This window comes from Paraburkholderia lycopersici, from assembly GCF_900096975.1.
Classification (GTDB): domain Bacteria; phylum Pseudomonadota; class Gammaproteobacteria; order Burkholderiales; family Burkholderiaceae; genus Paraburkholderia; species Paraburkholderia lycopersici.
The window spans coordinates 1-1,587 of record NZ_FMYQ01000077.1 but is presented as its reverse complement, the minus strand read 5'-3'; the positions used below and the strand labels follow the sequence as shown (position 1 = coordinate 1,587).

4 protein-coding genes are annotated in these 1,587 nt (G+C 54.6%); 2 read left to right on the top strand and 2 right to left on the bottom strand.

The window, feature by feature from the left end:
• Together BLU17_RS34365 and BLU17_RS32965 are read left to right on the top strand one after the other, a co-directional pair.
• Positions 1-718 (top strand): RHS repeat-associated core domain-containing protein (locus BLU17_RS34365; RefSeq protein WP_281247885.1); only part of this gene is annotated, 718 nt, incomplete at its 5' end.
• Positions 712-984 (top strand): hypothetical protein, encoded by a 273-nt coding sequence (locus BLU17_RS32965; protein WP_143189414.1) that lies wholly within the window; start codon positions 712-714, stop codon positions 982-984. The genes BLU17_RS34365 and BLU17_RS32965, both read left to right, overlap by 7 nt.
• A gap of 34 nt (positions 985-1,018) precedes the next feature.
• Here BLU17_RS32965 and BLU17_RS32050 read toward each other — a convergent pair whose 3' ends face one another.
• Positions 1,019-1,192, bottom strand: a complete 174-nt coding sequence (locus BLU17_RS32050) for a SymE family type I addiction module toxin (RefSeq protein WP_342713896.1) — start codon at positions 1,190-1,192, stop codon at positions 1,019-1,021.
• A gap of 38 nt (positions 1,193-1,230) precedes the next feature.
• Positions 1,231-1,587: transposase (locus BLU17_RS32045; RefSeq protein WP_143189256.1), on the bottom strand; the 357-nt coding region annotated here is incomplete at its 5' end.

Genomic DNA, 1,587 nt, shown 5'->3' with positions numbered 1-1,587 from the left:
GCACCCGTTCAGGGCGCTGGCGTACTATCATTGTGACCAGATCGGCACGCCACGCGAGTTGACGGATGCGGCGGGCGAAGTAGCGTGGAACGCGTGTTACCAGGCGTGGGGCAAGGCTCACGAAGTCATCAGCGATGCGGCGAGGAAGGCCGGGATTACGAATCCGTTGCGCTTTGCGGGCCAGTACTTCGACCGCGAGACGGGGCTACACTACAATCGGCATCGGTACTATGATCCGCAAAGCGGGCGGTTCATCAGTAAGGATCCGATTGGCCTGCTCGGTGGACTCAATGCGTACTCTTACGCACCCTCGCCCGTGCAGTGGATCGATCCGCTGGGGTTGAGCGGGATAGGTCCAAAACTCCCGGACAATATTTCTCAAACGTTTGAGAACGGCGCTTACTCAAATAGACAACTGTCGAAAAATGAGACGCTCTATAAATATCATGGGGCTAACAATCGAACAGGAAGAAAATGTGCGTGGCTAACAAACAAAAAGTATTCTTCTGAAGAGGAATTGAGGTCGGACTTGGCTATTCGCCGAGACTGGGGCGTAAACATCACGAAGGTATCCAAATTTGATGTTCCTCAAGGTACGTGGCTCAGCGAAGGTGCGGCGGCGGCCCAGGGAGCTGGATATCCCGGTGGTGGCTACCAGGCTGTTGTGACTAATGTGCCCAAGGTATGGGTAACGCAAACGAAGGATGTGCCTTGGTAACGGAATTGACAACCTTGTTGAATTGTCTCGATGAAATCTATGACGAACTAGTGAAGTCAGGAAAGATTGATTCGGCCCAATTTTTTTTAAAGCATCGTGTCGAAATTGATAAGATGAGAAATGATCCAAATAAACTAAAGGATGTGATCAGGGATTTAACGACGTGCAGAGCTATGGCTCAATACGCCAACTTCTCGTTGAAAGAAGAAGCGTTGCTTGATGAAGTGGTCAGCAGTTCCAGCGCTTGCCTACATAACATCCCATGAACGAAGGGCCGCAACCATGCGGCCCTTCGTGCTTTTACTCGGCGGTAATGATCAGTCGCCCGTGTTCAACGTTGATCCTTACGCGCTGCCCTGGTGTGAAGCCCGCGTGCTCGATCCATCGTCCTGCCAGCTTCATCCACGGATAAAGCGGCGGCGTGGTACGGCTTCGCCAGTTTCGTTGATGGCGTTGCGACTGCTGGATGGTCACGAAGCGTTCCGTGACGGGTGGACGTGCATTAAGAGCGGCTAACACAAGTCATCAACGAAGCGCGAACAGATAACGGCAGCAGCCAGGGAGAGCAACGCGACATGAATGTCGAGACGACGCTCGAAACGAATGCGCAGTTTGCCGAAACCGGCAAACCAGGCATGCGTGCGCTCGACTACCCAGCGATACCGGCCGAGCCGCTCCTTACTTTCCACGCCACGGCGGGCGATGCGGGCCGTGATGCCGCGCTGCCTCAGGTAACGACGGCAGCGTGCAAAGTCATAGCCTTTGTCCGCATGTAGCTTGCCCGGACGTTTGCGAGGCTGTCCGTTCAGGCCCGGTATCGCAGGAATGGCATCCAGCGTGCGCTCGAATGCCATCGAATCGTGCCGGTT